Consider the following 23,516-nt stretch of genomic DNA (forward strand, 5'->3'; position numbering starts at 1 on the left):
GGCAGGGATCAGAGGGCGAACAGGCGGTCGAGCGCCGGCGCGAAGTAGTAGCCGCCGGTGACCGGTTTGGTGAAGCGCAGCATGGCGTCGCGCTTGCCGTCGGTGTCACCGAACATGCTGAGCAACTGCTGTTCGATGTTGTAGAGCCGCGCGCTGTAGGCGCAAAAGTAGAGCCCGTTTTTACCGCTCACCGTGCCCCACGGCAGGCTCTGGCGCACAATCTTCAGCCCCTTGCCGTTCTCTTTGAGATCGACCCGGGTGAGATGCGAGGTCACCGGACGAACATCGCCGTCGATCTCTTCATTAGCTACTTTAGTACGGCCAATCATCATCTCCTGATCCGTCACGCTCATGCGATTGAGCTGGCGCAGGTTGTGCTCCCAGCGCTGAACCAGCACGTAGCTGCCGCCTGCATCAATGCCGTCCTGGATCACCGCCACCTGACGGCGCAGCTCGTCGCCCTGCGGATTTTCGGTGCCGTCGACAAAACCGCTCAGGTCACGATCTTCCACCCAGCGAAAACCGTGGGTCTCCTCCTCGACGTTTAGCGCGTCGCCAAACGCCGCCAGCGCCGCCTGCGCCACCGAGAAATTGACGTCGTGACGCAGGGACATCACGTGGATCATCACATCGCGCTGGGTGGCCGGCGCCAGCCCCTTACCCAGCGGCGTGAAGTTTTTCAGCTCCTGCGCCCCTTCGCCGTGGCTCAGGGTGCGCCACAGGTCATGACCAAAGGCGATAACTGCCCCGAGATGGGCATCGGGATACTGCACCTGAAAGGTGGCAAGTTTATCGGCAAACGCCCGGCAACCGGCGCGCACGGCGTCAATATCGCCCTTAACGTTCGCTTCCAGCCAGATAGCGGCGCGACAATGTTCTGGCAAAATGCCACTCTGAACCTGAGACACGTTTTTCTCCTGAAGAACACATGCCACACAGCGTGGCAATCATCGCGCCATTATACCCTGGTTCACATGCCTGCCGTTGCGCTGGCGCAAAGCCTCAGCGCTGCCAGATGATGCGCTCCACGCTCCAGCGTTTCAGCACGTCGTCCGGCGGCATCAGGCCTTCCGGGCCGCTCCACGGGCCGCTGAACAGATAGTGGATGTGCTCACTGCCCGGCGCTTTACAGCTTACGCTCTTGCTCTGCGTATCGCTGGCGCTCTGACAGTTGCCGTAGGCTTTGTCATAGAGATCGGTAAACGGCGTACCGATGCTGACGCCGCTTTCGGTCGGCACGTCTTTATCAAGCACCTCAACGCGGCTCACGGTGGTATCGCCGTTCACCACCAGTGCCAGCTGGTCATCCTTCAGCGCCTCGAAATAGCGCACGATGTTGCCGTTATCGGTTTTCATCCCGCTGCGTACCCGATAATCGCTGCCCAGCGCATCGGTGATGGCGCTCTCTTCAAGCGGGGTCGTGCCTGACAGATCGCCTACGCCCTGCTCCGTCACCTCAAGGGATGAGCCGAACCAGTTCCACGGGTTTGCCGCCGACCAGGGCACGTTTGAGAGCGTGGAGCACCCTGACAGCAGCAGTGCCGTTCCGCATACCATTACACGCAGCGATTTCATTCTCTTTCCTTCTTAAACGTTTGCAGATACCGGGGTTGGAGTGCAATCCGGCCAAAAAGTGCCGTTACAGCGTCTCACCGTGAAAACACGCCCGCAGCCGCGAGCTGGTGAGGAGCCACCACAGGGCGTAGAGATCGGCTATCAGCAGCGCCAGCGTCATACCGGTAACCGCCTCCCCCTGCCACCACAGCAGCGCCTGCCAGAGTATCAGCCAAAGCTGGGTCGCCACCAGCACGCCGCGCCACGCTTTCCACAGACGCGGCCACAGGTGCCGCCTGCCGCTGAGTAAAAACGCCAGCGCCGCGGGCAGACCCACGCACAGCCCCGGCCAGAAGGCGTCGCGATCCGGATAGAACAGCGCGAGCAGCGCACTCCCCTGCTCGCGTGACGCTCCGGCAATGATAAACAGCACCCAGGTCCGCGCCTGGAGGACCAGCACGGCCCAGAACAGCATCGGCACTTTTAACCGACCGGCGTCGTCGTAATCGGATGGTAAATACACGTCAAACTCCTGGACTTATGCCGAATTGGGGCCAGAATTATCGCTGTAGTCCCGGCGCGAAGATAGTCTTTCGCCCCTCAACCAAGGAGATGGAAATGAAAAAAGCAACAATCGCACTCTTGATCGCCGCAAGCGGTCTGGTCGCTGCCCCGGCAATGGCCCAGAAAGGTGGATTTAATGGTCCTGACAGCACCACTGCGCAAAAGCAGGGGGGATTTGTAGGGCCTGACGTTGCCAGCACGACGGTAGAAGAAGCCAAAAGCATGCGCGACGATGCATGGGTGGTTCTCGAAGGGAATATCGTGCGCAAGATGGGTAAAGAGCTGTATGAATTCCGCGACGCCAGCGGCAACGTTAACGTTGAAATCGACGATCATGTCTGGAAGGGTCTGTCCGTCGGCCCGAACGACAAAGTCCGCATTGAAGGGGAAGTGGATAAAGACTGGAATTCCGTTGAAATCGACGTGAAAAAAGTCACCAAAGCCTGATATGTGCCTGGCCCGCTACCCGGCGGGCCTTATCCACACGGGCCGCACCCGCTAATACTCATCATCTTCAATCACGCGCTTGCCCAACACCAGCACATCCTGCTGCTCGTAGCCCAGCCGCTCGTACAGACCAATCACAATGTCGTTATCTTCCCGCACCTGGATGTTAATTTTGGGGCAGCCGCGGGCAATCAGCTTTTTCTCCAGCCGGCTTAACAGCGCATTGGCGATGCCGCGCCCGCGAAACTCAGGGTGCACGCCCAGGTAGTACGCCGAGCCGCGATGCCCGTCGTAGCCGCCCATCACGGTGCCGACGATCTCGCCCCCGACTTCCGCCACCAGAAACAGGCTGACGTCGTGATTGAGTTTGCGCTCAATATCCAGCTCCGGATCGTTCCATGGACGCAACAGATCGCACCGCTCCCACAGGGTGATGACTTCCTCTGAATCTTCCTGCCGGAAAATGCGTATCTCCATGGTAAACCCCACTTTTTTGCTCGTTAAACTGCGATTATGGACCGAAGCGCGCCAATATCCAATATTCTGCCAATTGAAGCCTGAAGAATGTCATAATCGTGCCGATGTTTGCACTGAAATGAAAACTAAAACTTTTCTGCTTCAAGCGTCTCGTATTGCTACTAAGATACCTGACACCTTTTATCGAACACCGATTTTGCAACCCAGGCCGCATGAGCACGATTAAATCCCTGAAAATAACGACTTCACGCCGCCAGCTGCTGTTAACTGGCCTGGCGGCCCTGACGCTAACCGGTATGAGCAAAGCGCTTGCCCGCGAACAGAGCAGCGCGCTCAACACCACGACCACACACAGCAAACCCAAAGCGAAAAAGCCCGGCGCTAAGCGCGTGGTAATGCTCGACCCCGGTCACGGCGGCATCGACACCGGCGCAATTGGTCACAACGGGTCAAAAGAGAAGCATGTGGTATTGGCCATTGCCAAAAACGTGCGCGCCCTGCTGCGCAATCACGGCATTGAAGCGAAGCTGACCCGCACCGGTGACCACTTTATTCCGCTCTACGATCGGGTTGAGATCGCCCACCAGCACGGCGCTGACCTGTTTATGTCGATTCACGCCGATGGGTTTACCAACCCGTCCGCCGCGGGCGCATCGGTGTTTGCGCTCTCCAACCGCGGGGCGAGTAGCGCCATGGCGAAATACCTCTCGGAACGTGAGAACGCCGCCGATGAGCTGGCGGGCAAGGCGGCAAAGGACAAAGACCATCTGCTCCAGCAGGTGCTGTTCGATCTGGTGCAGACCGATACCATCAAAAACAGCCTGACGCTCGGCTCGCACATTCTGCGCCAGATTAAGCCGGTACACCGCCTGCACAGTAAAGCCACCGAACAGGCGGCGTTTGTGGTGTTAAAATCCCCGTCCATTCCGTCGGTGCTGGTTGAAACCTCCTTCATCACCAATCCGGATGAGGAGCGCCTGCTCGGCACCCCGGCATTTCGGCAGAAGATTGCCCGCGCCATTGCCGATGGGGTCGTGAGTTATTTCAACTGGTTCGATAACCAGAAAGCCCATGCAAAACGTAGCTAACTTATGAAGCCTGACAGCCAACGCGTTAAATCCTTCCTGCTCGCGTTACAGGACGACATCTGCCGACAGCTCAGTGCGGTAGACGGTACGGCGTTTATTGAAGACAGCTGGCAGCGCGACGCCGGCGGCGGCGGGCGTAGCCGGGTGTTACGCGACGGCGCGGTGTTTGAACAGGCCGGGGTGAATTTCTCCCACGTCTATGGCGATGCCATGCCGGCCTCCGCCACCGCGCACCGCCCCGAGCTTGCCGGGCGCAGCTTTGAAGCGATGGGCGTGTCGCTGGTCATTCATCCGCTCAATCCTTATGTTCCTACCAGCCATGCCAACGTGCGGTTTTTTATCGCTGAAAAACCCGGCGCGGATCCGGTGTGGTGGTTTGGTGGCGGGTTCGATATGACGCCGTTTTACGGGTTCGAAGAGGATGCGGTGCACTGGCACCGTACCGCGCGGGATCTGTGCCTGCCGTTTGGCGAGGACGTCTATCCGCGCTACAAAAAGTGGTGCGATGACTACTTCTACCTGCGCCACCGTAACGAGCAGCGCGGTATCGGTGGGCTGTTCTTTGACGATCTTAACACCCCGGATTTTGAACACTGCTTCGCCTTTATGCAGGCGGTAGGCAACGGCTTTACCGAGGCGTATCTCCCGATAGTCGAACGCCGTAAAGCGCTTGCCTGGGGCGAGCGCGAGCGCGCCTTCCAGCTCTATCGCCGTGGACGCTACGTCGAGTTTAATCTGGTGTGGGATCGCGGAACGCTGTTTGGCTTACAGACTGGCGGGCGCACCGAGTCGATTTTAATGTCGATGCCGCCGCTGGTACGCTGGGAATATAACTATCAGCCGGAGGCCGATAGCCCCGAAGCGGCGTTACAGGAATTTTTAACCGTTAAAGCGTGGATATAAAAAAGCAGGGCTCACTGAGCCCTGTTATTCACCTGAATGATGCCCCACCGCGTCGTGGCTGACATTGGTAGTATCAATAATATTGCGACGCAGAAAATGCACCAGGTCCGCATTATTATCAATATTAAACTTCTCCATAATGCAGTGCTTATGGGCGCTGACCGTTTTCGCGTTGATATTCATCAGCCCGGCAATCTGCCGGTTGTTAAAGCCTTTGATGGTGAATAACGCAATTTTCTGCTGCTGCTTTGAGAGCATAACGTGGCTGCAGGTTTTGCAGTTGGGCACCACCCATTCGCAGTTGCCGGTGACGTTCTCATTCCACGCAAACAGAATCTCGTTGCGTATTTTATTCATCGGACTGCGTTTATTCAGGTAAAGCATATTTTTCAGGCACAGCGGCGCACGTGGCTGAAGCAGCGGCGCATCGCCTTCGTAAAAGCCGACGATCAGGCTGCGCTTTTTACGGTACTGCAACAGCGAGTGGCACTGCACGTTGTCCCCCGGCCACACTTCCAGAATGATGATGTCCATAAAGCCAATGGTGTCGATATCCATCTCATCGTAAAACCGTAGCGTGCGGTCATACTTCGCTTCAAAGGCGAGAAAGAGCGCCTCCGCCAGACCACGCTTAAAAAAGTTATCCACTTCCTGAATGGTAACATTCATCATAATGCCGACCTTCCGTAGTTATTAATCACTGATATAAATGCTTTATGCGCATCCGCGCACGACCTTTGGCGCAGGCATTGAATAGCCGGGTAGCATTACGCACGGTATTATTCAGATAATTAATACGAACCCGATAATTCGCCCCGTCATGACGACGGATATATCCTGGCGAGGTGCAGTGCAGCGAGCTGGTAATACTGCAGCATTCACGAAGATAGCGCGTTATTTGATTCGGGTCGAGATGCCGTGCGGTAAATAATCATTACCAGATGTTGAAAGGCCCGTCGCCCGGTAATAAGCCATGTAATATTTTCTGCTGCCGCGCGGTGCCCGAATGACGGCTTCGGTTAATAGACGCGATACAGAATGGCTTACAACGGGGCGGCGGTTTAATTATTTGTGAACATAATCATTAAAGTAGAAATATATATTTTAAAAATAAACGCGTCGTTTGTCTGAATGGAATTTAACAGCCAATAAAAAAGCCGGGAGCGCAGTGCGCACTCCCGGCTGGTTTTGCTTCCGCCGCAGCGGATATCGCTTACAGTGGGTTAGTTTGTGACTCCACTACCGCCAGCGCCACCATATTGACGATACGACGCACGGAGGCGATCGGCGTCAGGATATGAACCGGCTTCGCCACACCCATCAGTACCGGCCCGACGGTTACCCCTTCAGAGCTGGAAACGCGCAGCAGGTTGTAGCTGATACGCGCCGCTTCCATGTTCGGCATGATGAGAATGTTGGCCGAGCCTTTCAGCGGGCTGTCCGGCATACGCTCGTTGCGGATGCTCTCCATCAGCGCCGCGTCACCGTGCATCTCCCCGTCGATCATCAGATCCGGCGCCAGTTCGCGCACCAGACGCAGGGTTTCACGCATCTTGAGGGCAGACGGCGAGCTGGATGAGCCGTAGTGAGAGTGCGACAGCAGCGCCACACGCGGTTCAATCCCGAAACGACGCACCGTTTCTGACGCCATCAGCGCGATCTCCGCCAGCTGTTCCGGCGTCGGGTCTTCATTGACGTAGGTATCGGCAATGAAGGTGTTACCGCCCGGCAGCAGCAGGGCATTCATCGCCCCGGCCGTTTTCACGCCGTCGCGATAGCCAAACAGCGGCTCCAGCACGCCGAAGTGCTCGTGATAGTCACCGATTGTCCCGCAGATCAGCGCATCGGCTTCGCCGCGGTGCACCATGATGGCGCCAATCACCGTGGTGTTGCCGATAACCGCGCGCTGGGCCTGCTCCTGGGTCACGCCGCGGCGTTTCATGATGCTGAAGTACTCGGTCCAGTACTCTTTGAAGCGCGGATCGGATTCGTTATTCACGATTTCGAAATCGACACCCGCCTTGATTTGCAGGCCGAGCTTCTGGATACGCATTTCGATGACGCTCGGACGACCAATCAGAATCGGTTTCGCCAGCCCCAGCGACACCAGCTCCTGGGTGGCATGCAGCACACGGGTGTCTTCCCCTTCCGCCAGCACCACGCGTTTCGGATCTTTGCGCGCCTGGGAGAAGATCGGCTTCATGAACAGGTTGGTTTTATAGACGAACTCGGTCAGCTTATCTTTGTAGGCTTCGAAGTCCTGAATGGGGCGGGTCGCCACGCCGGAGTCCATCGCCGCTTTTGCCACCGCCGGTGCAATCTTCACGATAAGGCGCGGGTCGAACGGTTTCGGGATCAGGTAGTCAGGACCGAAGCTCAGCTCCTGATCGTCATAGGCCGAGGCCACCACTTCGCTCTGCTCGGCAAGCGCCAGCTCGGCAATCGCATGAACCGCGGCCAGCTTCATCTCTTCGTTAATCGCCGTGGCGCCAACGTCCAGCGCGCCGCGGAAGATGAACGGGAAGCAGAGCACGTTGTTCACCTGGTTCGGGTAGTCAGAACGGCCGGTGCAGATAATGGCGTCCGGACGCACCTCTTTGGCCAGCGGCGGCAGAATTTCCGGCTCCGGGTTAGCCAGCGCGAGGATAAGCGGCGCGGTACCCATCTTTTTCACCATCTCCGGCGTCAGCACTTTCGGGCCGGAGCAGCCGAGGAAGATGTCAGCGCCTTCGATGACGTCGTCCAGCGTGCGCTTGCCGTTGTCGTCAATGGCGTAGGCCGCTTTGGTCTCGTCCATCTTCTCGTCGCGGCCTTTGAAAATCACCCCTTTGGAGTCGCAGACCACGATGTTGTGCTTCTGCATGCCCAGCGCCACCAGCAGGTTCATACAGGCAATCGCCGCGGCACCCGCACCGGACACCACCAGACGCACGTCGGTAATATTTTTCTCCACCACGCGCAGACCGTTGAGGATCGCCGCGGTGCTGATGATGGCGGTTCCGTGCTGATCGTCATGGAACACCGGAATGTTCATGCGCTCACGCAGCTTCTTCTCAATGTAGAAGCACTCCGGCGCCTTGATGTCTTCGAGGTTGATCCCGCCGAACGTCGGCTCCAGCGCGGCGACCACGTCGATAAACTTATCCGGATTGAGTTCGTCTACTTCGATGTCGAACACGTCAACACCGGCAAATTTCTTAAACAGGACCCCTTTCCCTTCCATTACCGGCTTACCGGCCAGCGCTCCGATGTTGCCGAGACCCAGTACCGCGGTGCCGTTGGAAACCACCGCCACCAGGTTACCGCGCGCCGTGTACTTATGGGCTGCCAGCGGATCGGCGGCGATCTCTAAACAGGGTGCCGCGACGCCCGGCGAGTAGGCGAGCGCCAGATCGCGCTGGGTAGCCAGCGGTTTCGTCGGGGAGACCTGGATTTTGCCGGGAGTGGGGAATTCGTGAAAGTCGAGGGCACTTTGCTTTAACTGATCGTCCATTATTTGGATCCTTTTACGTATCGTTCTGGTCAGTGAAACATCATGGTGAAGCGTATGGCGTTGATGAAGTGCCGTCTGGTATACCGTCTGCGCCGTCTGCAAACTGTGAAGGCAGCCAAACTCTCACCATTACCGCAGGGTAATGTTAGTAATTCAGATGCTCTATGTTACCAGGTCTTTAAAGCAATACCATGCCTGTCTGCTATGCTTTTTTGTTATGCACGTCATAAATTTCCCGGGAGCGTGACAGGATACGGTCCCATAAGCATTTGCTTTTCAAGGAGTATTGATGATGAATCAGCTAGAAGGCGTTAAACAGTTCACCACGGTCGTTGCCGACAGCGGCGATATTGAGTCAATCCGTAGCTACCAGCCGGAAGATGCCACCACCAACCCCTCCCTGCTGCTGAAAGCCGCCGGGCTGCCCCACTTCTCTCACCTGATCGACGATGCCATCAGCTATGGCAAGAGCAAGGGCAGCACGCAGGAGAAACAGGTCGCGCATGCCAGCGACAAACTGGCGGTGCTGGTTGGTGCGGAAATTCTGAAAAGTATCCCGGGCCGCGTCTCCACCGAAGTGGACGCCCGCCTGTCGTTCGATAAAGAGAAAAGCATCGCTAAGGCGCGACACATCGTTGAGCTCTATCAGGATCTGGGCATCGACAAGTCGCGCATCCTGATTAAGCTCGCCTCCACCTGGGAAGGCATTCGCGCCGCCGAGGAGCTGGAGAAAGAAGGCATCAAATGTAACCTGACGCTGCTGTTCTCCTTCGCCCAGGCCCGCGCCTGCGCCGAAGCCGGCGTCTACCTGATTTCACCGTTCGTGGGCCGCATCTACGACTGGTATCAGGCCCGCAAGCCGATGGACCCCTATGTCGTGGACGAAGATCCCGGTGTGAAATCAGTGCGGAACATCTATGACTACTTCAAGCAGCACCGCTACGACACCATCGTCATGGGTGCCAGCTTCCGCCGTACCGAGCAGATCCTCGCCCTCACCGGCTGTGACCGCCTGACGATCTCCCCTGACCTGCTGAAAGAGCTGCAGGCAAAAGAGGGTGAAGTGGTGCGTAAACTGGTACCGCCGTCACAGACCTTCCAGCGTCCTGAAAAGCTTACCGAGGCGGAGTTCCGCTGGGAGCACAACCAGGATCCGATGGCGGTTGAAAAACTGGCCGATGGTATCCGCCAGTTCGCCGTTGACCAGCGCAAACTCGAAGATCTGCTTGCCGCTAAACTTTAACTTTTGCCACGGAGAGAAACATGTCCCGACAAGCGCTAGCTAACGCGATCCGCGCCCTGAGTATGGACGCGGTACAAAAAGCCAAATCCGGTCACCCCGGCGCCCCGATGGGCATGGCCGATATCGCCGAGGTGCTGTGGAACGACTTCCTCAAGCACAACCCGACCAATCCGACGTGGTATGACCGCGACCGCTTTATTCTTTCCAACGGTCACGCGTCAATGCTGCTCTACAGCCTGCTGCACCTGAGCGGCTACGATCTGCCGATTGAAGAGCTGAAAAACTTCCGTCAGCTGCACTCGAAAACCCCGGGCCACCCGGAAATCGGCTACACGCCAGGGGTGGAAACCACTACCGGCCCGCTGGGCCAGGGTCTGGCCAACGCCGTGGGTCTGGCCATTGCCGAGAAAACCCTCGCGGCGCAGTTCAACCGTCCGGGCCACGATATCGTCGACCACCACACTTACGTGTTTATGGGCGACGGCTGTCTGATGGAAGGCATCTCCCATGAAGTGTGCTCCCTGGCCGGTACGCTGGGCCTGGGTAAGCTCATCGGCTTCTATGACCACAACGGCATCTCCATCGACGGCGAAACCGAGGGCTGGTTCACCGACGACACCGCGAAGCGTTTTGAAGCCTATAACTGGCACGTGGTGCACGAAATTGACGGCCACGATCCGCAAGCCCTGAAGCAGGCGATCGAAGAGGCGCAGCGCGTGACCGATAAACCGTCACTGATTATCTGCCGCACGGTGATTGGTTTTGGCTCGCCAAACAAAGCCGGTAAAGAGGAAGCGCACGGCGCGGCGCTGGGCGACGAAGAAGTGGCCCTGACCCGTAAACAGCTTGGCTGGAACTACCCGCCGTTTGAGATCCCGAAAGAGATCTATCAGGCGTGGGACGCCCGCGAGCGCGGCCAGCAGCAGGAGAGCGCGTGGAACGAGAAGTTTGCCGCCTACGAGAAGGCGCATCCGGAACTGGCGCGCGAGTTTACCCGTCGTATGAGTGGCGGTCTGCCGGAGAACTGGGAGCAGCTCACTCGCGACTACATCAAGAAACTGCAGGCCGAGCCGGCAAAAATTGCCTCGCGTAAAGCCTCGCACAACGCGCTCAACGAATACGGCCCGGTACTGCCAGAGTTCCTTGGCGGCTCTGCGGACCTGGCACCCAGCAACCTGACCATCTGGTCTGGCTCCGTCTCGCTGAAAGAAGATCCCGCCGGGAACTACATTCACTACGGGGTGCGCGAGTTCGGCATGACGGCTATCGCCAACGGTATCGCCCACCACGGCGGCTTTGTGCCCTATACCGCCACCTTCCTGATGTTCGTCGAGTATGCCCGTAACGCGGCGCGTATGGCGGCACTGATGAAGGCGCGGCAGATCATGGTCTATACCCATGACTCCATCGGTCTGGGTGAAGACGGCCCGACTCACCAGGCGGTTGAACAGCTTGCCAGCCTGCGCCTGACGCCAAACTTCAGCACCTGGCGTCCGTGTGACCAGGTTGAAACGGCGGTGGCGTGGAAAGCCGCGATTGAGCGCCACAACGGCCCGACCGCGCTTATCCTTTCGCGCCAGAACCTGGCCCAGATGGAGCGTACGCCGGAGCAGCTGGAGGCCATCGCGCGCGGCGGTTACATCCTTAAGGACAGCAACGGCAAACCGGATGCCATCCTGATCGCCACCGGCTCCGAAGTGGAAATTGCCATGCTGGCCGCCGCACAGCTCAGCGAGCAGGGGCACAATATCCGCGTGGTCTCCCTGCCCTCAACCGATGTGTTTGATGCCCAGGATGAGGCTTACCGCGAAGCGGTGCTGCCTTCAGACGTCTCGGCGCGCGTAGCGGTGGAAGCCGGCATTGCCGACTACTGGTACAAGTATGTGGGTCTGAAAGGCGCCATCGTCGGTATGACCAGTTACGGTGAGTCAGCGCCTGCCGAGAAGCTGTTCCCGTACTTCGGCTTTACCGTCGAGAATGTGGTGGAAAAAACCCGCAAGCTGCTGGGTTAAAAAACGCTGCGTTAACGATAAAGGGTTCATGCTCCGGCATGTGCCCTTTTTATTGCGTCCGATGTAGTATTATCATTCAGTCATAAATTAACAGGCGTCACCTTTAATTAATCTTCTTTCTCAAAACCGTCAAAATTATCATGCAGGCGATCAATGCGCATACCAGCGATAATAAAACATCCGAAAAGAACCATAAGTCATCGACGTTCTCCTGGGTTGAAATACCATAAAGCCATGCAGCAAAAGCTGAAGACATTTCATAGCTAATAACGCTAGAGGTATCAATGACGCTTGCAAAAAAACAAAATAAGATGACGAAGAGGACGATTTTAAAAAGAATCAGGCAAAGATTACGGACACGTTTTACCATCAGCAATTACCTCAATATAACCGTAAGCACTCAAATTGCGCATGCAGGGCACCGGCACCCGCTGCGTTCTTAACAATGCATTTCTGATTATTGCGTAGTCTGAATTATGAACAACTGTGATACACCCTTTCGAAATGGTTCCAGGATGTAGTCTGAAGCTACTACGAGGCACGCCATCAATCCAGGTGCTGTCATCAATGCCTCCGTCATCCCGGTAAAGCGAAAACCAGTCATCATGGGTAAACTGAGCATCCTTAAACGCGTCGCTATACCAGTCTTTTACACCGGGTATAATACTATGCCAGAAATCATTTTTTTTACGTTCAAGAATCCAGTATTTTCCGGGTGGGATGGGCCCTTCATCAGGCAGCGCTTTGCAACCACCGCGATTACGATAAATGCCGTTACCAGAAAAGGCTAAAAACGTTCCAACACCATAAAAAGTCAAAGGTGAGTAGTCAGCATTATTAATGATAAACTTACCTTGTAACGCCATAATATTCCCGCCTCGCCGTTCAACAGAGCGCCATATTACTCTCGAAAATTGTCAAATTACCATCTGTTCAGCAGTAATTCAGAAAACGGAAGGCTTTAAGATTTTGCCGGGCAATGTTCGTTAAATACGCAAGAGATCAGACTGACACCTATTATATTTTTCTCTGGAAAAAACATTTCCATCGTCATGGCATTTTCGCTTTATAACGCGCATAAAAAACCGGTCATTGAGACCGGTTTTTTTATTTCGTCACCCATAAGGTAGGCCAGGCATCGGGGCTGAGCCAGCTATCACAGGTCGGCTCCTCGGCGTAGCGCACCAGACGGAAGCGCTGGCCGTCGAAGCGCCAGCGCGTGGCAAAACCACAGTCGCCGATGCCGCGTCCTTTGGAGAGCGTAATCAGCTCTTTGTTTTTCTCATCGTAGCTGGCGTTCATCAGCTCCATCTCCTCGCTGCCGTTGGCGGGCGTAAACGGCAAGCGCAGGCGGATCTGACGTGAGGCAAAGGGTTTATGGCGCGACACCAGCCAGGCCAGATCGACGGTATTATAGGCGCCCGCTTCGCAGCTAATCAGCATCAGCGCTTTGTCATCGCTGAGCGCTGACACCCGCACTTCGCGGCGCTCAGGGTCAAGCGAACACTGACTGTTATTCATGCGCCAGTTGCCGTAGTCCAGCAGCGCGCTGCGCTCGTCGTTGCTGAGCGGCGTCGGCGTCGGGTTGGTGATGGTGACAGCCTTCAGCGCAGGCGCAGGGGGCACGCTGAGCGAGGGCTCGTTACCCTTTTTGATCCACGCCGTCTCATTCCCGACGCGCTTTTGCTGCGCGTCGACAAACAGCAGGGCCGCTTTCAGGCCGAGCAGAGAGATGGTGTTTTCCCCGCCGTTGAGCGAGATCGCCTGCGACTCCTGAATACGGGCCAGGAAAGCATTGATAGTGTCAGGATCGTCGGTGCGCAGGTGGTGCGGCGTGATCTGCCATTTGCCCGCGCCCAGCGCCAGCGGTTCGCCGTCGAGCAGCATCCGGTCGGCCACCGGCGGCGCGCTGTCGGCCGCGTTGTCCAGCGTGCCGAGATCGATACGCAGATTGACATCAACGTGCGCGCCCGCGCTGCGGCTCAGGGTCATCACCAGACCTTTATGATCGCCGACGTTGCGCGCTACGCAGAAATTCTGGTTGTTACAGGTCACCTGCCAGTCATCGAAACGCTTCTGCGAGGGAGCGGCCTGCGCCGCGGATACCAGAAACAGCCCCGTCAGGAGAAGCATAAAGATGCGATAGTGCATGGACGGATAAACCCCGGAAGAAGAAACAGCCTGGCGCCTATCTTCGGTTGCCGCCCCGTAGCGCTCAATCGGATTTATCGGATAGATTTATTTCGAATACAACTTAAGAACGCGCCTGGTCCATAATGCCGCGTAACTGCAGCTGTTGCAGCAAAATCACGGTCTTACCGTCGCGAATTTCTCCGCTGGCCACTTTCGCCAGCGCGTCGGTAAACGGCATCTCCAGCACATCAATATCTTCGTCTTCCACCCCGCCGCCCTGCCAGGCGAGATGAGAATCATCATATTCGGCAATGAAAAAGTGAATCAGCTCGGTTACGCCGCCGGGGGACATATAGAGCTCAAACAGTTTTTCCACCGCGCCGACTTTATAGCCGGTTTCTTCGATAGCTTCTTTGCGGGCGCAGGCCTCGGGTTCGTCGGCGTCCAGCAGCCCGGCACAGCTCTCAATCAGCATTCCGTCAGGGTTGCCGTTCACCCAGGTCGCCACCCGGAACTGGCGCGTCAGCACCACCGTCTGGCGTTCGCGGTTGTACAGCAGGATGGTCGCCCCGTTCCCGCGGTCATACACTTCACGCTTGTGGCGTACCACTTCACCATCGCTGCGGGTCAGGTCGTAGGTGATGTTGTGCAGGATGAAATAGTTGTCGGACAGGATTTTGTCTTTGATCAGGGTGATGTTACGCGGCATACCGGCTCCAGGGATGAAAAACTCCGGCGCGTATAGTACGCCGTTCCCGGCGCGTTGTCCCGACTCAGGGTGCTGATTAAATAATCGTAAAGAGGGGCGCGCGATCGGCCCGATATGCGCCAGGCTAATGGCGTCCCGCTTTTTGCGCCCGCCTGCGCTCAGCATGGTCTGGCACGCGCGCAGCGGGGCCGAACTAACGCACTGTTTTAGCTGAACAATCACTGGGGGCAGCCCGCGAACAACGGCATGATAATTTACACTATCTCCTTATTTTCTCCACGATTGGTCATCCGTTAGCGGCTACAGTGGTGGCCGCTACCCATAATAATGAAACGTTGCATCCAGAGGTCTTTCGTCGATGGCGAATTTTTTTATCGATCGCCCCATCTTTGCCTGGGTACTGGCAATTCTGCTCTGCCTCGGCGGCAGCATGGCGATATTTTCCCTGCCGGTTGAGCAATACCCGGATTTAGCCCCACCAAACGTGCGCATCTCGGCCAACTATCCCGGCGCGTCGGCGCAGACGCTGGAGAACACCGTCACTCAGGTGATTGAGCAGAACATGACCGGGCTGGACAACCTGATGTACATGTCCTCCCAGAGCAGCAGCACCGGCCAGATGACGGTCACGCTGAGCTTTGAAGCCGGCACTGACCCGGACGAAGCGGTGCAGCAGGTGCAAAACCAGCTTCAGTCGGCGATGCGTAAGCTGCCTCAGGCGGTGCAGAACCAGGGGGTCACGGTGCGTAAAACCGGTGACACCAACATCCTGACCATCGCGTTTGTGTCAACCGACGGGCGGATGGATAAGCAGGATATCGCCGACTACGTTGCCAGCAATATTCAGGACCCGCTCAGTCGCGTCAGCGGCGTGGGGGATATCGACGCCTACGGCTCCCAGTATTCGATGCGTATCTGGCTCGATCCCAACAAGCTCAACAGCTATCAGCTCACGACCCAGGACGTGACCGATGCCATCTCCTCGCAAAACGCCCAGATTGCCGTCGGCCAGCTTGGCGGAACGCCCTCGGTTGATACCCAGGCGCTGAACGCCACCATCAACGCCCAGTCGCTGCTGCAAACCCCGGCGCAGTTCCGCGATATCACGCTACGCGTCAATCAGGATGGGTCGGTGGTGACGCTGGGCGACGTCGCCCAGGTGGAGATGGGAGCAGAAAAATATGACTACCTCAGCCGCTACAACGGCAAGGCCGCATCCGGGCTGGGGGTAAAACTGGCCTCGGGCGCAAACGAAATGGCGACCGCCGATGCGGTGCTCAAACGGCTTGATGAGCTGTCGGCCTATTTCCCGCACGGGCTGGAGTACAAGGTGGCTTATGAAACCACCTCGTTTGTAAAAGCGTCCATCACGGACGTGGTGAAAACCCTGCTTGAAGCGGTGCTGCTGGTGTTCCTGGTGATGTACCTGTTTTTGCAGAATTTCCGCGCCACGCTCATTCCCACCATTGCGGTACCGGTCGTCTTGTTAGGCACTTTCGCTACCCTCTACGCCTTCGGCTACAGCATTAACACCCTGACCATGTTCGCCATGGTGCTGGCGATCGGGCTGCTGGTGGACGATGCCATTGTGGTGGTGGAGAACGTGGAGCGCATCATGAGCGAGGAAGGGCTCTCGCCGCGCGAGGCGACGCGAAAATCGATGGGTCAGATTCAGGGGGCGCTGGTCGGGATTGCCATGGTGCTGTCGGCGGTCTTCGTGCCGATGGCCTTCTTTGGCGGCACCACCGGGGCCATCTACCGCCAGTTCTCAATCACCATCGTTGCGGCGATGGTGCTGTCGGTGCTGGTGGCGATGATCCTGACGCCGGCGCTGTGCGCCACCCTGCTTAAACCGCTGCACAAAGGCGAACAGCACGGGCAGAAAGGCTTTTTTGGCGCCTTCAACCGCGTGTTTAACCGCAGCGCCGCCCGCTACGAGCGCGGGGTGGCGAACATCCTGCACCGCAGCCTGCGCTGGGTCGTGATCTACGTGCTGCTGCTCGGCGGCATGGTGTTTCTGTTCCTGCGTCTGCCGACCTCGTTTCTGCCGCAGGAGGATCGCGGCATGTTTACCACCTCGGTACAGCTCCCCAGCGGATCGACCCAGCAGCAGACGCTGAAAGTGGTGCAGCAGCTCGAAGCGTATTACTTCACCCATGAAAAAGAGAACGTCGCGTCGCTGTTTGCCACCATCGGCTCCGGCCCCGGCGGTAACGGACAGAACGTGGCGCGCATGTTTGTGCGCCTGAAAGACTGGGATGACCGCGATCCCCACACCGGCACGTCGTTTGCCATTATCGAGCGCGCCACGAAAGCGTTCAGCAAGATTAACGAAGCCCGGGTGTTCGCCAGCAGCCCGCCGGCGATAAGCGGCCTCGGCAGTTCGGCCGGGTTCGACATGGAGCTGCAGGACCACGCGGGGGCGGGGCACGATGCGCTGATGGCGGCGCGTGATCGGCTGCTGGCCCTGGCCGGTGAAAATCCCTCCCTGACCCGGGTGCGCCATAACGGCCTCGATGACAGCCCACAGCTGCAGATCGATATCGATCAGCGCAAGGCGCGTGCCCTGGGCGTCTCCATCGACGATATCAACGACACGCTGCAAACCGCCTGGGGTTCCAGCTACGTGAATGACTTTATGGATCGCGGCCGCGTGAAGAAAGTCTACGTACAGGCCGCGGCGAAATTCCGCATGCTGCCGGACGATATCACCCGCTGGTACGTGCGTAACAACCAGGGCGGGATGGTGCCGTTTTCGGCGTTCGCCACCTCGCGCTGGGAGACCGGCTCGCCGCGCCTGGAGCGCTACAATGGCTACGCCGCGCTGGAGATTGTCGGCGAAGCGGCACCGGGAGTGAGTACCGGCACCGCGATGGACGTGATGGAGCAACTGGTCAGGCAGTTGCCGGGTAACTTCGGCCTCGAGTGGACCGCGATGTCGTATCAGGAGCGGCTCTCCGGCTCGCAGGCCCCGGCGCTCTACGCCCTGTCGCTGCTGGTGGTGTTCCTCTGCCTGGCGGCGCTGTACGAGAGCTGGTCGGTACCGTTCTCGGTGATGCTGGTGGTGCCCCTTGGCGTAATCGGTGCCTTGCTGGCGACCTGGATGCGCGGCCTGGAAAACGACGTCTACTTCCAGGTGGGGCTGCTGACGGTGATTGGCTTGTCGGCGAAAAACGCCATTCTGATCGTCGAGTTTGCAAATGATGCCAACGCCCGGGGGCAGGAGCTGGTGTCCGCCACGCTGGACGCCTGCCGTCAGCGTCTGCGCCCTATCCTGATGACGTCGCTGGCGTTTGTGTTTGGCGTATTGCCGATGGCGACCAGCAGCGGCGCCGGCTCCGGCAGTCAGCATGCGGTAGGTACCGGCGTAATGGGCGGCATGATCTCGGCGACCGTGCTGGCTATCTTTTTCGTACCGCTGTTCTTTGTGCTGGTGCGCCGTCGCTTCCCGCTAAAAGAGCGTCAGCAAAGTTGAACAACAAAAAAGGCGGCTATTGATTAGCCGCCTTTTGTTCATGCGATAAATCGCACTTGTATTATTTTAAGAACATCGTGCTCTTGCTTTTCTTACTGGAAATTATTTACGAAGCATGGCTTCGATAAAATCTTTCCAGTTCCCCATTTCGTGTTCAATCATAACAACCTCTGTCTATTCTTATTAGAATTATACGAGAATATATTGTGGATGTGAAGATAATTTAACCAGCTCACTACAGAGCCATCTTGTGTTACCGGGGCTATTTTCCGTCATTTTTTATGCTATGAATGTGACAGGCAACAAGCATTTATATTAATTTTTCGCGGGTGAGGTAAAGTGTGACATTACAACTGTTAACGAAAAAAACCTGTCCAGAACCGGACTGGAAAATCCTTGCCAACCTGATCGAGCGAGGCGGATTGAACGCCCGCGATCCGCAGCTTGTGGCTCAGGCGTTCACGAACAGCACCTTCTGCTGGTATGGGTTTCATGACGGAAAACTCATCGCCACGGCCCGCGCAATCAGTGATTTAACCTGGGCAAGCTACCTTGCAGACGTGGTGGTTGACCCTGATTATCAGGGGCGCGGATATGGCGCGCAACTTATGGATGAAATTGCTCAAACCTTATTACCCTTTGGCAAAATATTTATCTATTCAGTTTGCGATAAGGTCGAATTTTATAAGCGCTATAATTTTCATCTGCTGACCACCGGTATGGTCGCGGCAAGTGACGAAAGAATAAGCGCGATGCGTCAGCAGGGTTATATTGCTTAACCTTTATTTCGCCAATACGTTATATTAAGCACCCTTTTAGTTACCCTGATTAACATTCTAAAAAACTGAACAAGAATGCGATATTGATTCAAAAGGATTCATTTATGATCGTGATGTACGGCATCAAAAACTGCGACACCATCAAGAAAGCGCGCCGCTGGCTGGATAACGCCGGGATCGCCTACCGGTTTCATGACTACCGTGTGGACGGCCTGACCCTGGAGCAGCTCAACGGATTCATTGATGCGCTGGGCTATGAGGCGCTGCTCAACACCCGCGGCACCACCTGGCGCAAGCTGGATGAGTCAACGCGCAACGGCATTAACAATGCCGCGTCTGCCGCCGCCCTGATGCTGTCGATGCCGGCAATCATCAAACGACCATTGCTCTGCGCGCCCGGGAAGCCTATGCTGCTTGGTTTCAGTGAAAACAACTATCAGCAGTATTTCAACGAGGTGTAGTGCTATGTCTTGCCCGGTCATTGAGCTGACGCAACAGCTTATTCGTCGCCCTTCCCTGAGCCCCGATGATGCAGGCTGCCAGGCGCTACTGATTGAGCGACTGCGAGCCATTGGCTTTACCGTGGAACCCATGGACTTTGGCGATACGCAGAACTTCTGGGCATGGCGCGGCCAGGGCGAAACGCTGGCGTTTGCCGGCCATACCGATGTGGTCCCGCCGGGGGATGCCAACCGCTGGATCAATCCACCGTTCGAACCCACCATCCGTGACGGCATGCTGTTTGGGCGTGGTGCAGCGGATATGAAAGGGTCGCTTGCCGCGATGGTGGTTGCCGCCGAGCGCTTCGTCGCCCAGCATCCCAACCATAAAGGCCGCCTCGCGTTTCTGATCACCTCTGATGAAGAAGCCAGCGCGCAAAACGGCACCGTTAAGGTGGTGGAGGCGCTGATGGCGCGCAATGAGCGCCTCGATTACTGCCTGGTGGGCGAACCCTCGAGCAGTGAAGTGGTCGGCGACGTGGTCAAGAACGGCCGCCGCGGCTCGCTCACCTGCAACCTCACCATTCACGGCGTACAGGGTCACGTGGCCTATCCGCACCTTGCGGATAACCCGGTGCACCGCGCCGCGCCGATGCTGGATGAGCTGGTGAACATTGAGTGGGACGAGGGGAATGCGTTCTTCCCGGCCACCAGCATGCAGATTGCCAACATCCAGGCCGGGACCGGCAGTAACAACGTCATCCCCGGCGACTTGCACGTGCAGTTCAATTTCCGTTTCAGCACCGAGCTGACCGACGCCGCTATCAAAGCACGCGTCGAAGCCCTGCTGCAGAAGCATCAGCTGCGCTATACCCTTGACTGGTGGCTGTCGGGCCAGCCCTTCCTGACCGCGCGCGGTAAGCTGGTCGATGCGGTGGTGAACGCGGTTGCGCACTATAATGAAATTAAACCGCAGCTGTTGACCACCGGCGGCACCTCGGATGGCCGCTTTATCGCGCGTATGGGGGCGCAGGTGGTGGAGCTCGGGCCGGTCAACGCGACGATTCATAAGATCAACGAGTGCGTGAACGCCGCCGATTTACAGCTGCTGGCCCGGATGTATCAACGTATCATGGAGCAGCTCGTCGCCTGACGGCTGCCCGGACAAAGAGGATAAGCGCATGGAACTGCTGGCAAAATACTGGTGGATACTGGTGATCGTATTTATGGTCGGCGTGCTGATCAACGTGATCAAAGATCTCAAACGCGTCGATCATAAAAAGTTTCTGGCTAATAAACCTGACCTGCCCCCGCATCGCGATTTCAACGATAAGTGGGATGACGAAGACGACTGGCCGAAGAAAAAGCCGTAAAAAAAAGCCCTCCTGCGAGGGCTTTTTCATGTCTGACGGCGCGCCGTTATAGCAGCTCGATAATATCATCGTCCTTCGGCGTACCGCCGCTGAGCGCCTCATCAAAGTAGTGCTTCGGCACCGTAAAGCTCAGATGCTCAATGGCACACTTCATGCTGCGCTCGTCTATCGCATGCCCCAGTTCTTCAATCACGTCCAGGGTGACATCGCCACCGGCTTGCTCCAGCGCTTCAGCGGCCGCTGCCGCGTGGGCCAGCTCAATGACGCGATCTTCCCCACCGTGAATCAGGTGAATCGTCACGGTACTGGCGATCTGCGCCGGCAGAGTGGCGAAGCGCCCGTTGAAGGCGATAATGCGCGACGCCAGACGTGGCGTGGTGTGGATGCTATCCAGCGCCATAATGGCCCCCTGGGAGAAACCAATCAGCGCCGTCGCCGCAGCGTTTAAGCCGCTTTGCTGTTGCCAGTAGCGCACCGTTTCCACAAAGCGCGGCATCACCTCTGCCACGCGCGCCGGGCGGTTGTCATCGGTCACACCCTGCACCGAAAACCATTCGCGCCCCGGCTCGTTGCCGCTCGGAAACGGGCCGCCGATGCTGACCACCAGCGCATCCGGGAAGTGCGGCGCAAACCAGCGGCCGATTTCGCCCATGGATACCGGGTTATCCCCTACCCCATGAAACAGCAGCAGCAGCTGTTTAGGGGGAACGTCCGGGCTATGTACTACAACGTGGTCATGTTTCATTGCGGCCTCCTCAGGTGCTGAATAACAGTCTACGCCGGGTAATCTGAATGACCATGCCATTTAACTGAATGAGTTAGTTAAATAAATTGTAATTCCGCCACCTGATTTTGTAGCGCGTCACTACGCGCCGCATCGAGCGTGCACAGGGCGGTGGCCGTCTCCTGACGCAGGCCTTTCAGCAGCGCTTTACGGCCCCCGGTGGCGTGCTGCTGCCCGTCGAACCAGGCCCGCAGCGTCGGGAGCGGAAGCGTACACGCCTGCAGCAGACGGTTCAGGCTACCGGTACAGGCCTCCACCGGGCGATGGGCGAAGGCGAAACCGGCCAGCTCGCGCCAGTCCGCCTCATTAAGGGTAGCCTGGTCGAGGGGAATGACCGGCAGCGGGATAGCAATCCACGGCTGGAGCCAGACGGCGTCGCGGCGCAGCCGCTGATGTTCCTGTTCAGTCAGCCGCTCCCCGGCGGCGCTCAGCGGTAGCAGCGCCATGGCGGTGTAGCAGCCGCTGCTGGCTTCCCGGTGGCTGCCGATACGCACCAGAGTGAAGCCGCACCGCTCCCAGAATCGCCACAGCTCGGGGGTGTACCCGAAGCTGACCGACAGATAGTCGAGGTGCCGCGCGGCCTCGCGCTGCGCCCAGGCCACCAGCCGGGCGCCGATGCGCTCGCGCTGGCGGGCCGGATGCACCGCAATGCGGCTGATGCGCAGCCCGCGAAGCGTGGCGGCCTCCGGGCTACCGCCGTGCGCGGCTAGCGACTGCGCCACCAGATTGCCGCGCGGACGACGAAAGCCCGCCCACACCGCCTGACTGAGCGCCGGCGGCAGGCCGCCCTCCTCCACCAGCCACAGCGCCCCAGCCGGACGCGCTCCCGCCAGCGCCTGGGCAACGTGCTGCCCCGGCGCATCCATCATGCGTCGCAGGTCGAGGGGTGAGGTACGGTAGTGCGCCCCGGAGAGCAGGCGGTAGAGCGCGCCGATCTGCGCCGGATGCGTCCGCCACGCCTCTTGGGTCAGGGCCGCTATCTGACAGTCGCCCACTGGCCGGACGCTAAAATCATCGTCATCGAACAGCAGCAGCGCGGCGATAATCCGCTCCAGCGGATCGCCGGGCGCCCAGCGTATCGGGCAGTCGAGGCGATAGGTGTGGATATCCGGCAGGCTGGCGCAAAACTTCAGCATGAAGCCGCGCCCGGTGCCTTCGTAGCCCTGAACCGTGGTCACCATCAGCACGCGAGTAAAACCGCACAGCAGTTTGCGCAGCAGCGGGCCGGGAATGGCGGCGGCCTCGTCAACGATCAGCCAGTCGCCGGTAGGTTGCGTACCCTGCGTCAGCGCGGCGGCCAGCGCATCCGGGGCGATAAACTGAAAACGCCCACCGGCATGCTGCGCCAGCACGTCGGTGGCGACCTTAGCCGGGGCGGTGACCCAGACCTCGCCCGGCCACTGGCGTGCCAGCATACCGGCCAGCGCCGACTTGCCGCGTCCGCGTGGGGCAGTGACTACCGCCACGCCGTGCTCCAGCTTCAGCAGGGCGTTCAGCACCGCCTGTTGCTGGCGGTCGGGCTGGCCGTTGGCCATCGACCAGGCTGGCGCTTCGGGCGGGCGCAAAGCAGGAAAAGGCTCTCCCTGCCGCCAGTGCAGGACATCGTTATCCTGCTGAATGCAGGTCATGACATGGTGAACAAAGTGCGGCGTGGGGATGGCCTGCTCGCGGTCGCTCCAGCGACGGCTGTCGCCGTCAGGGCGCGCAGGCCATGCCGGCCACAGTGGGGTGAGCAGCACCAGCCAGCTTCCGGCTCGCAGCGTACCGCTCAGGGCGGCCAGCGCGTCCGCGGCAAAGCCGTTGCGGGCGTCAAACACCGCGTGGGTGAACTCCCGGCCCAGCAGCGTGCGCACCGCGCCGGGGGTACAGTGCAACTCCCCTTGTGGGCGCTCACTTACCCAAAGCCAGTCGCCGGGCAGCCGCGCCGTGAGCCAGGCCAGCTGCGCATCGCCCCAGGCGTCATCGCCCTCAAGCACCAGCAGACGGCGCTGACCGGTATGGGCCAGCGCGCGCGTCATGTTTATCAGGGCATCGTCCATCGC

At 58.2% G+C, this 23,516-nt stretch carries 22 protein-coding genes; 10 read left to right on the top strand and 12 right to left on the bottom strand.

The window, feature by feature from the left end; translation table 11 throughout:
• Window positions 1-8: 8 nt before the first annotated feature.
• The 3 genes from DW58_RS11190 to DW58_RS11200 all read right to left on the bottom strand — a co-directional run bounded on the left by DW58_RS11190 (window position 9) and on the right by DW58_RS11200 (window position 2,077).
• Window positions 9-908, bottom strand: coding sequence for a Dyp-type peroxidase (locus tag DW58_RS11190; RefSeq protein ID WP_024549213.1), 900 nt, complete (start codon window positions 906-908; stop codon window positions 9-11).
• Between the two features lie 94 nt (window positions 909-1,002).
• Window positions 1,003-1,575 carry an RpoE-regulated lipoprotein gene (locus DW58_RS11195; RefSeq protein WP_024549212.1) on the bottom strand — a complete coding sequence of 191 codons (573 nt, stop codon included), beginning with the start codon at window positions 1,573-1,575 and terminating at the stop codon, window positions 1,003-1,005.
• Window positions 1,576-1,639: 64 nt separating this feature from the next.
• A complete protein-coding gene (locus DW58_RS11200) occupies window positions 1,640-2,077 on the bottom strand; it encodes a DUF2919 domain-containing protein (protein ID WP_024549211.1) in 438 nt (145 codons plus the stop codon).
• 95 nt (window positions 2,078-2,172) lie between these two features.
• Between DW58_RS11200 and DW58_RS11205 the strand changes: the two genes are divergently transcribed.
• Window positions 2,173-2,565 carry a YgiW/YdeI family stress tolerance OB fold protein gene (locus tag DW58_RS11205; protein WP_024549210.1) on the top strand — a complete coding sequence of 131 codons (393 nt, stop codon included), beginning with the start codon at window positions 2,173-2,175 and terminating at the stop codon, window positions 2,563-2,565.
• A gap of 51 nt (window positions 2,566-2,616) precedes the next feature.
• Here the strand turns inward: DW58_RS11205 and DW58_RS11210 are convergent, their stop codons facing one another.
• The gene (locus DW58_RS11210) at window positions 2,617-3,042 is read right to left on the bottom strand and encodes a GNAT family acetyltransferase (RefSeq protein WP_024549209.1); all 426 of its coding nucleotides are present in this window, start codon (window positions 3,040-3,042) and stop codon (window positions 2,617-2,619) included.
• Between the two features lie 212 nt (window positions 3,043-3,254).
• Between DW58_RS11210 and amiA the strand changes: the two genes are divergently transcribed.
• The gene (gene amiA, locus DW58_RS11215; protein WP_024549208.1) at window positions 3,255-4,130 is read left to right on the top strand and encodes an N-acetylmuramoyl-L-alanine amidase AmiA; all 876 of its coding nucleotides are present in this window, start codon (window positions 3,255-3,257) and stop codon (window positions 4,128-4,130) included.
• Window positions 4,131-4,133: 3 nt separating this feature from the next.
• Window positions 4,134-5,033, top strand: coding sequence for an oxygen-dependent coproporphyrinogen oxidase (gene hemF / locus DW58_RS11220; protein WP_024549207.1), 900 nt, complete (start codon window positions 4,134-4,136; stop codon window positions 5,031-5,033).
• A gap of 24 nt (window positions 5,034-5,057) precedes the next feature.
• Here the strand turns inward: hemF and DW58_RS11225 are convergent, their stop codons facing one another.
• Complete coding sequence (locus DW58_RS11225) at window positions 5,058-5,705, bottom strand: LuxR C-terminal-related transcriptional regulator (RefSeq protein ID WP_024549206.1); 648 nt, start codon at window positions 5,703-5,705, stop codon at window positions 5,058-5,060.
• Window positions 5,706-6,246: 541 nt separating this feature from the next.
• Window positions 6,247-8,526: an NADP-dependent oxaloacetate-decarboxylating malate dehydrogenase gene (gene maeB / locus DW58_RS11230; RefSeq protein WP_024549205.1), complete on the bottom strand. Its 2,280-nt coding sequence runs from the start codon at window positions 8,524-8,526 to the stop codon at window positions 6,247-6,249.
• Between the two features lie 292 nt (window positions 8,527-8,818).
• Between maeB and tal the strand changes: the two genes are divergently transcribed.
• Together tal and tkt are read left to right on the top strand one after the other, a co-directional pair.
• Window positions 8,819-9,769 carry a transaldolase gene (tal, locus tag DW58_RS11235; protein ID WP_024549204.1) on the top strand — a complete coding sequence of 317 codons (951 nt, stop codon included), beginning with the start codon at window positions 8,819-8,821 and terminating at the stop codon, window positions 9,767-9,769.
• A gap of 20 nt (window positions 9,770-9,789) precedes the next feature.
• A complete protein-coding gene (tkt, locus tag DW58_RS11240) occupies window positions 9,790-11,781 on the top strand; it encodes a transketolase (RefSeq protein WP_024549203.1) in 1,992 nt (663 codons plus the stop codon).
• Between the two features lie 350 nt (window positions 11,782-12,131).
• Here the strand turns inward: tkt and DW58_RS20125 are convergent, their stop codons facing one another.
• The 3 genes from DW58_RS20125 to nudK form a co-directional block, all read right to left on the bottom strand.
• Window positions 12,132-12,647, bottom strand: a complete 516-nt coding sequence (locus tag DW58_RS20125; RefSeq protein ID WP_071789261.1) for a DUF2778 domain-containing protein — start codon at window positions 12,645-12,647, stop codon at window positions 12,132-12,134.
• A 241-nt stretch (window positions 12,648-12,888) separates the two neighbouring features.
• Complete coding sequence (locus DW58_RS11250; protein WP_024549201.1) at window positions 12,889-13,932, bottom strand: DUF1176 domain-containing protein; 1,044 nt, start codon at window positions 13,930-13,932, stop codon at window positions 12,889-12,891.
• Between the two features lie 103 nt (window positions 13,933-14,035).
• Complete coding sequence (gene nudK, locus DW58_RS11255) at window positions 14,036-14,623, bottom strand: GDP-mannose pyrophosphatase NudK (RefSeq protein WP_024549200.1); 588 nt, start codon at window positions 14,621-14,623, stop codon at window positions 14,036-14,038.
• 358 nt (window positions 14,624-14,981) lie between these two features.
• Between nudK and acrD the strand changes: the two genes are divergently transcribed.
• Window positions 14,982-18,098 (top strand): multidrug efflux RND transporter permease AcrD, encoded by a 3,117-nt coding sequence (acrD, locus tag DW58_RS11260; protein WP_029592920.1) that lies wholly within the window; start codon window positions 14,982-14,984, stop codon window positions 18,096-18,098.
• Between the two features lie 102 nt (window positions 18,099-18,200).
• Here the strand turns inward: acrD and ypfM are convergent, their stop codons facing one another.
• Window positions 18,201-18,260 (bottom strand): protein YpfM, encoded by a 60-nt coding sequence (ypfM, locus tag DW58_RS20930; protein ID WP_106877467.1) that lies wholly within the window; start codon window positions 18,258-18,260, stop codon window positions 18,201-18,203.
• Between the two features lie 179 nt (window positions 18,261-18,439).
• Between ypfM and DW58_RS11265 the strand changes: the two genes are divergently transcribed.
• From DW58_RS11265 to DW58_RS11280, 4 genes are all read left to right on the top strand, one after another.
• Complete coding sequence (locus DW58_RS11265; protein WP_024548642.1) at window positions 18,440-18,877, top strand: GNAT family N-acetyltransferase; 438 nt, start codon at window positions 18,440-18,442, stop codon at window positions 18,875-18,877.
• A 104-nt stretch (window positions 18,878-18,981) separates the two neighbouring features.
• Window positions 18,982-19,338 carry an ArsC family reductase gene (locus DW58_RS11270; RefSeq protein ID WP_024548641.1) on the top strand — a complete coding sequence of 119 codons (357 nt, stop codon included), beginning with the start codon at window positions 18,982-18,984 and terminating at the stop codon, window positions 19,336-19,338.
• Window positions 19,339-19,342: 4 nt separating this feature from the next.
• Window positions 19,343-20,470: a succinyl-diaminopimelate desuccinylase gene (gene dapE / locus DW58_RS11275; RefSeq protein ID WP_024548640.1), complete on the top strand. Its 1,128-nt coding sequence runs from the start codon at window positions 19,343-19,345 to the stop codon at window positions 20,468-20,470.
• A gap of 28 nt (window positions 20,471-20,498) precedes the next feature.
• The gene (locus DW58_RS11280; protein ID WP_024548639.1) at window positions 20,499-20,690 is read left to right on the top strand and encodes a YpfN family protein; all 192 of its coding nucleotides are present in this window, start codon (window positions 20,499-20,501) and stop codon (window positions 20,688-20,690) included.
• Between the two features lie 46 nt (window positions 20,691-20,736).
• Here the strand turns inward: DW58_RS11280 and ypfH are convergent, their stop codons facing one another.
• Both ypfH and DW58_RS11290 read right to left on the bottom strand, forming a co-directional pair.
• Window positions 20,737-21,435 (bottom strand): esterase, encoded by a 699-nt coding sequence (gene ypfH, locus DW58_RS11285; RefSeq protein WP_024548638.1) that lies wholly within the window; start codon window positions 21,433-21,435, stop codon window positions 20,737-20,739.
• 77 nt (window positions 21,436-21,512) lie between these two features.
• Window positions 21,513-23,513 carry a tRNA(Met) cytidine acetyltransferase TmcA gene (locus DW58_RS11290; RefSeq protein ID WP_024548637.1) on the bottom strand — a complete coding sequence of 667 codons (2,001 nt, stop codon included), beginning with the start codon at window positions 23,511-23,513 and terminating at the stop codon, window positions 21,513-21,515.
• Between the last annotated feature and the right edge of the window lie 3 nt (window positions 23,514-23,516).

Source organism: Siccibacter turicensis LMG 23730 (assembly GCF_000463155.2).
GTDB classification, from domain to species: Bacteria; Pseudomonadota; Gammaproteobacteria; order Enterobacterales; family Enterobacteriaceae; genus Siccibacter; species Siccibacter turicensis.

Coding starts and splice junctions, on each gene's coding strand:
- tkt (WP_024549203.1), top strand. CDS start 9,790: ATGTCCCGACAAGCGCTAGCTAACGCGATCCGCGCCCTGAGTATGGAC.
- hemF (WP_024549207.1), top strand. CDS start 4,134: ATGAAGCCTGACAGCCAACGCGTTAAATCCTTCCTGCTCGCGTTACAG.
- nudK (WP_024549200.1), bottom strand. CDS start 14,623: ATGCCGCGTAACATCACCCTGATCAAAGACAAAATCCTGTCCGACAAC.
- DW58_RS11290 (WP_024548637.1), bottom strand. CDS start 23,513: ATGGACGATGCCCTGATAAACATGACGCGCGCGCTGGCCCATACCGGT.
- amiA (WP_024549208.1), top strand. CDS start 3,255: ATGAGCACGATTAAATCCCTGAAAATAACGACTTCACGCCGCCAGCTG.
- DW58_RS11195 (WP_024549212.1), bottom strand. CDS start 1,575: ATGAAATCGCTGCGTGTAATGGTATGCGGAACGGCACTGCTGCTGTCA.
- DW58_RS11205 (WP_024549210.1), top strand. CDS start 2,173: ATGAAAAAAGCAACAATCGCACTCTTGATCGCCGCAAGCGGTCTGGTC.
- acrD (WP_029592920.1), top strand. CDS start 14,982: ATGGCGAATTTTTTTATCGATCGCCCCATCTTTGCCTGGGTACTGGCA.
- tal (WP_024549204.1), top strand. CDS start 8,819: ATGAATCAGCTAGAAGGCGTTAAACAGTTCACCACGGTCGTTGCCGAC.
- DW58_RS11250 (WP_024549201.1), bottom strand. CDS start 13,932: ATGCACTATCGCATCTTTATGCTTCTCCTGACGGGGCTGTTTCTGGTA.
- DW58_RS11270 (WP_024548641.1), top strand. CDS start 18,982: ATGATCGTGATGTACGGCATCAAAAACTGCGACACCATCAAGAAAGCG.
- DW58_RS11210 (WP_024549209.1), bottom strand. CDS start 3,042: ATGGAGATACGCATTTTCCGGCAGGAAGATTCAGAGGAAGTCATCACC.
- DW58_RS11225 (WP_024549206.1), bottom strand. CDS start 5,705: ATGATGAATGTTACCATTCAGGAAGTGGATAACTTTTTTAAGCGTGGT.
- dapE (WP_024548640.1), top strand. CDS start 19,343: ATGTCTTGCCCGGTCATTGAGCTGACGCAACAGCTTATTCGTCGCCCT.
- maeB (WP_024549205.1), bottom strand. CDS start 8,526: ATGGACGATCAGTTAAAGCAAAGTGCCCTCGACTTTCACGAATTCCCC.
- DW58_RS11280 (WP_024548639.1), top strand. CDS start 20,499: ATGGAACTGCTGGCAAAATACTGGTGGATACTGGTGATCGTATTTATG.
- ypfH (WP_024548638.1), bottom strand. CDS start 21,435: ATGAAACATGACCACGTTGTAGTACATAGCCCGGACGTTCCCCCTAAA.
- DW58_RS20125 (WP_071789261.1), bottom strand. CDS start 12,647: ATGGCGTTACAAGGTAAGTTTATCATTAATAATGCTGACTACTCACCT.